Raw genomic sequence first — 5,446 nt, 5'->3', positions numbered from 1 at the left:
AAAAAATATATGGAGAAAGTTGAGAAAAAAATTTGCAGGAAGTAAGGTAAACGGTGATGAGTTGGTTCTGCCAATCCATTGGTAGCTCCTTTGTTACTTTTTTTAAGCAACAATTAACTAACAAATTGGAGCTATTTCTTCAATCTTCACAATATCTTTCTCAACTCTTAACTGGCATTATAAGTTAATTTCGCTATAAAAGGAAAAAAATAAGAGCCAATAAACGAGCCCACAAAATAAACACCTAGAGAAAATCCTTGACTAATTGAAGTCTTAATACCAACAGATTTTGCAATTTCTGGCGCAAAATTTACAAAAAAAGCCATAAACCAGAAGGGAACAATTGCTAATAAAAGAGCAACTGCTCTTGCAAAAGAATTTTTATTAAATATTAACAACTTTATACTGCCTCTTACTATATGACTTTGATATTTCATATTTTGATAAATAATAGAATCTGCAACTGAAATTCTAACAAAAAGTAAAATCAATCCAGCCAATCCGCCTACAACAAACAAAACTTGCCAATTAAAATAACTACCAATAAATGCAGCAAGCATGCCACCAACAACACCAGATGAGTATATGATACCAGATGCTTTTGCTCTTTTATCAGCTGGCAATATTTCACTTAATAAAGTAATAGAAGCGGCAAATTCACCTGCTAATCCAACGGCAGATAGAAATCTCATTAGAGCAAACATGGGAACTGTAGTAACAAATGCATTTATAATAATACAAACAGAATATAGTAAAATACCCGCTCTAACGGCAGACATTCTTCCAAATTTATCACCCCAAATCCCACTTAAAATTCCACCCACAACAACACCAACCGCTTGAGCATTAAACATGAGTGAACTTACACTTATAAAATCTTCTTGCGGCACACCTAAAGCTTGCAAAGCAGGCGTTCTTACTACAGCAAAAATTGTTAAATCAAAAAAATCTATCATATACCCTATAGCTAAAATAAATATTATAAATTTTGGATTATTTTTCATTTAAATTGCCTTATTAAAATTGATGAGTATTTTTTGAAAGGTCACTTATTAATTGGTTACGCTTTAATTTTCCTAACTCTGTACGTGGAATACTATCTATTAAATAAATATTTTTTATTTTTTCAAAAGGAAAAACTCTTTTATTAAATTCATTCTTTATTTTATCAAATAAATTAATGCATTCTTGACTATTTTTTGTAAAAACAATCGAAATTTTATTTTCCAATCGTTCATCTTTTTCATAAATAACAGCAACATCATCATTAAATTCAAGTTCTGTTTTTAAATCTAATAAAATATGATCTAATCTAGATAGGGATACATTTTCACCAGAAACTTTAACAACATCGTCATTTCTTCCATAAATTTGCAGGAAAGAATCCTTAATATCACCAACATCTGTTGTAATTAAATACTTATCTTGTTCATTTAAAACATGAGATTTAATATCTAAAAAATGAGTTTTATTATTTTTTAAAATAATGTACCCAGTTAATAAAGAAGAACCAGAAATACATAAGTTTCCCTGTTCATTTTTTTTAACATTTAAATGATTTAAAATTTTTAATTCGGGGTATGTCGTTTCCCATTTAAAATGGATTGGAGCAGTAGCAATTTGAGAGGCGCATTCCGTCATTCCATAGCTTGGCAATAAAGGCCAATTTAATTTTTTTGCTTTATCATATAATGATTTCGATAAAGAGCCTCCCCCAACAACGACTGCTCTAAGGGATGCCGGGGAACTTATATTTTGTTTGATTATATCAAAAACTTGTGTTGGAACTAAAGAAGCAATAGTAACTTTATTTTTAATAATTTCTTGAATAAAATAATTTGGATCCCATTTTAAAAAATCAGAATATATATTTATTAATTTAGCACCACTTAAATAAGACCTAGAATATAATGATAAGCCACCAATATGAAAATAAGGTAGAGCATTTAAAAGAATATCATTTTTAGTACAATCTAAATGATCGTTAACTGATTTTGAAGAATTTAATATAGCATTTTTACTTAAGGCTACAAATTTCATTTCACTTGAATTTAAAGCTGTGGAACCCGATGTCGCTAAAATAATATGGGATTCAAGAGAATATTCTTTAATCACTTTATTTAAAGATAAATTTTGCAATGGCAAAGCTTTAGGATTTAAAAAAACATGGGATTCATTGGAAAGCCAATCAATTTTCATACAAGTCTTCTCCAATGCTCTTTGCTTAATAGTTTATCAAAACCAAATCCATATCCCTCATTTGAAGGTATTAATTTTGTATCTATAACTGAAAATGTTTCAGAATAACAATTATTTTCATATAAAGTATGTGTTAATAAACCACACTCATTTATATTTTGCTTATTTTTAGAGTAAAATAGGGAAGACTCATATAAAGCACTTAATTGCCCTAAAGGATGATCCATATAACTTGTAAAAAGGATTTGCTTGCTCATGTTGTGATCAAAGTTATTATCTGAAAAAAATTGAATAGCAGGCTTTAAAATTAAATAATCAAAGGATGATGAATTTATAAAATTATTTTTTATTTGATCAAATTCAATTCTATCTAAAGCAAGATTTATATTTGGAAAATTTGTTTTAATATGATGCCATTCTTTTTCTGAAAATAATACTGGATCTTCTAAAAAATCAATTAAATTTAAAGATGCTTGAATTTCATTCAAAAAACAATAAATTTTTTCAAAATCACAAGAATTATTAAAATCTAATCTTAATTTCATATTTAATTTATTTAATACTGGAGAAATATTTTTAATGATTTGCGCTTCATTTCTTAAATTTAATCCACATTTAATTTTAATTTTCAAAAAACCTTGCTCTTTTAGCTGCTCAATAAAATGTCTTGCTAACAAATGAACATCTGTACATGTAAAATGATTTTTTGGAATGAATAAGCCACTAAAAATATTTTGTTTTTTTGAGCGATATAAAGAATCAATATAAGAAAAAGAAATGCTCTTTTTTAAATGATTATTATAAACTTTATTTTTTAAATTTAATATTTGATCATTTAAAGAAAGATCTCCAAGCTCTTGCCAGGAAAAACAATCTGAAAAACCTTCTCCAGTTTCTTTAAAATTGATTTTGAGTAAAAAACCCTTTTTATGATTTGAAGATTTTAATTTTGAATTTAAAATATATTTAGGTTTTAAAAAATATTCTGCTATTTCAATATTTTGTATTTTTGATAGGATATTGTTAAAATTATTCATTTGTATAAAATTTTATATTCATCTTTTTAGATGAATCCATTTTTGAATTTATATCATATTTTTGTTCATGAAAATGCAATGAACTGTCAGATTGAATTCCAAATAATAAAGTTGAATTTGTCCCATATATTTCACTAGAAATAAATAAAGAAGATAAAAAGACCTCATGTTCAGGTGGAACACCTGTATTAGGTAAATCAGCAATATCGTAAGTTTTATTATTGCTCATTTCTGTCTTAAAATAATCCCAACAATCATCAAAAGTTTTTAATTTGTTATTTTGATGATTTAAAAAGGTTAAAAATGTTTTTTTAGTATTTTTGATTTTTGGCCAATTTGAATCTAATTTACCATTGCTCAATCCAAATAGTTTTTTTGTATTATCCCCGGTTTTATATAATAATTTACTTTCATGATCTTTACTATGGTAATAATAAATAAACTCGCCATCTGAAAAAATGAGGTTAAAATAATTATATTCATGAGCAATTTTTTTAAGTCGATTTAAATAATTTTCTGCTGAATTATTAGAATTTAAAAAATCTAGAATGATTTCACCTCTAGATTTTAAGTCTTCTTTATATGATTTTAAATAACGAATATTTGTTAAAATAGCCCATTTTGGATTGAATTTATTTTGACAAGCAAACCAAGTGCCTTTTTTATGTTCATCACGAGGTGCAATAATATCATTTGCATAAAATTGCAAATCTCGATTCCAACCATTAATTTGGTTAGATTTTCTTTTTTTATATTCATCTCTATTAGAAATAATTAAAATTGGAATATCTTTTATTTGATTGATAAATAAAAATAATGTGCACAAATTAAATCACCTTATAATAAAGCCAATCCCCATTAAAATTCCAAATAAAATTTGAGTTAAAGCAGACATGCCCAAATATTTATTAAATAATTGGGATGGTTCATTATTTAGTATACCTATAATAATTTTAATTGCTAGAGGTAGAGTTATCATTGGTAATAGACCTGCCCATATATTTCCAATATAAACCCAATAAATATTTAGTAAATAAGTAAATAAAAATAAAAGTATAATTTCTATTCTAGCAAATTTTTTACCAAAACGAGCTGCTAATGTCATTTTACCAACTCGTTTATCTCCAATATAATCTCTAAAATTATTAATAGATATTAAAACCGTTGCAAGTAATCCTACTTGAAGCCCTGCTATTATTGGAGCCGCAGAAATAAAACCGGTTTGTAAATAAAAAACGCCAAGAACTGCCGTAAATCCAAAAAACAAAATAACAAATAATTCACCCAAGCCAACATAAGCTAAAGGATAGGGGCCGCCTGTATATAGATATCCAAATAATAAGGAAACAATCCCAATTATTATGATTGGAATTCCTCCATGAACAACGATAGGTATAGAAAAAAGAATAGCGATCAAAAAACTTAAAAATCCGCCAATCATGACTTTTTTTGAATTTAAAAGACCACTTTGAGTTACTCTTTTAGGCCCTAACCTGTTTTCATCATCTGCTCCCTTTTTAAAATCAAGAGCGTCATTAATTAAATTGGTTCCAATTTGAATAAAAATAGAGGCAAGTAAGGCAAATATACTAAAAGCCCATGTTACTTTATTATCTGTAGGACGTAAAACAGAAAATGCAACCGCTGTTGCAACAAAAATAGGTGTAAATGCTGCAGATAATGTTTTAGGCCTTGAAGCTAAAATCCAGGGAGTTATTTTATTTGTTTTTTTTAGAGCGTTATCCATTTATCCTCACGGAAATCTTTCAAATTTATTAAAATCAGGTTTTCTTTTTTCAATGAAGGCTTCTTTTCCTTCTCTTGCTTCTTCACTTAAATAATAAAGAAGTGTTGCATTTCCAGCTAAATCAAGTAGGCCAATTTGTCCATCACAATCTGCATTTAAGGAAGCTTTTAAACAACGTAATGCAAGTGGAGAATGCTCTAACATTTCTCGACACCATTTAAGAGTTTCTGCTTCAAGTTCATCAACGGGAACAACATGATTTACTAACCCCATTTCTAAAGCCTGTGTTGCATTATACTGACGACATAAATACCAAATTTCTCTTGCTTTCTTTTGTCCTACAATTCTTGCTAAATAACTGCTTCCAAGACCACCATCAAATGAGCCCACTTTAGGTCCTGTTTGTCCAAACTTCGCATTATCTCCCGCAATCGTGAGATCACATACAACATGAAGGACATGT

At 27.8% G+C, this 5,446-nt stretch carries 6 protein-coding genes; all 6 read right to left on the bottom strand.

Translation table 11 applies throughout. From position 1 onward, the window contains the following. Nucleotides 1-167 precede the first annotated feature (167 nt). On the bottom strand, nucleotides 168-1,004 hold the full coding sequence (locus ACIQ56_RS13795) for an MFS transporter (RefSeq protein ID WP_397601628.1): 837 nt from the start codon (nucleotides 1,002-1,004) through the stop codon (nucleotides 168-170). A gap of 13 nt (nucleotides 1,005-1,017) precedes the next feature. Beyond that, nucleotides 1,018-2,199: an AMP-binding protein gene (locus ACIQ56_RS13790; protein WP_397601627.1), complete on the bottom strand. Its 1,182-nt coding sequence runs from the start codon at nucleotides 2,197-2,199 to the stop codon at nucleotides 1,018-1,020. Further along, complete coding sequence (locus ACIQ56_RS13785; RefSeq protein WP_397601626.1) at nucleotides 2,196-3,236, bottom strand: hypothetical protein; 1,041 nt, start codon at nucleotides 3,234-3,236, stop codon at nucleotides 2,196-2,198. The genes ACIQ56_RS13790 and ACIQ56_RS13785 overlap by 4 nt, the downstream gene beginning before the upstream one ends. Beyond that, entirely contained in the window at nucleotides 3,229-4,062 is an 834-nt protein-coding gene (locus ACIQ56_RS13780; RefSeq protein WP_397601625.1) for an NRDE family protein, read from the bottom strand. Before ACIQ56_RS13780 ends, ACIQ56_RS13785 begins: the two co-directional genes overlap by 8 nt. Before the next feature lie 6 nt (nucleotides 4,063-4,068). Continuing rightward, complete coding sequence (menA, locus tag ACIQ56_RS13775; protein WP_397601624.1) at nucleotides 4,069-4,983, bottom strand: 1,4-dihydroxy-2-naphthoate octaprenyltransferase; 915 nt, start codon at nucleotides 4,981-4,983, stop codon at nucleotides 4,069-4,071. Between the two features lie 6 nt (nucleotides 4,984-4,989). Beyond that, nucleotides 4,990-5,446: enoyl-CoA hydratase-related protein (locus ACIQ56_RS13770; protein ID WP_397601623.1), on the bottom strand; the 457-nt coding region annotated here is incomplete at its 5' end.

Origin of the sequence: Silvanigrella sp., from assembly GCF_044369315.1 — a bacterium.
GTDB lineage: Bacteria > Bdellovibrionota_B > Oligoflexia > Silvanigrellales > Silvanigrellaceae > Silvanigrella.
The sequence above is the reverse complement of the archived record's forward strand: the minus strand, read 5'-3'. Positions and strand labels throughout refer to the sequence as shown.